General features: G+C 58.0%; 1 pseudogene. It reads left to right on the top strand.

What is annotated here, in order from left to right:
- Window positions 1-319: pseudogene (locus EN804_RS38515) on the top strand (formate dehydrogenase); the annotation flags it as partial.

The following is a 319-nucleotide window of genomic DNA, read 5'->3' as shown; positions in this document are numbered from 1 at the left end:
CGGAAACCTTCAGGAACTTCAACGAACGGCTTTTCAAACGCGGCGGCATCCCGCACCATTTGCCCGCAAGGGAGCAAAAATGGGTAACCTCAAGCGGCAAGGCAAATTTCCTGACGCCCGACCGCCTGTTCCCCGAATTTCCGCCTGAGGCGTCGGGTCCGGACGTCCTGCACCTGTCGACGTTGCGATCCAACGACCAGTTCAACACGACCGTCTACGGCTATAGCGACCGTTTTCGCGGCGTGGAAGGAACGCGGCAGGTTCTGTTCATGAATGTCGATGACATCGCTCTGCTTGGGTTTGCCGACGGCGATATCGT

The sequence above is a fragment of the Mesorhizobium sp. M8A.F.Ca.ET.161.01.1.1 genome (genome assembly GCF_004792105.1).
In the GTDB taxonomy this organism is placed as follows: domain Bacteria; phylum Pseudomonadota; class Alphaproteobacteria; order Rhizobiales; family Rhizobiaceae; genus Mesorhizobium.
This window is presented reverse-complemented; position numbering and strand designations above follow the sequence as displayed.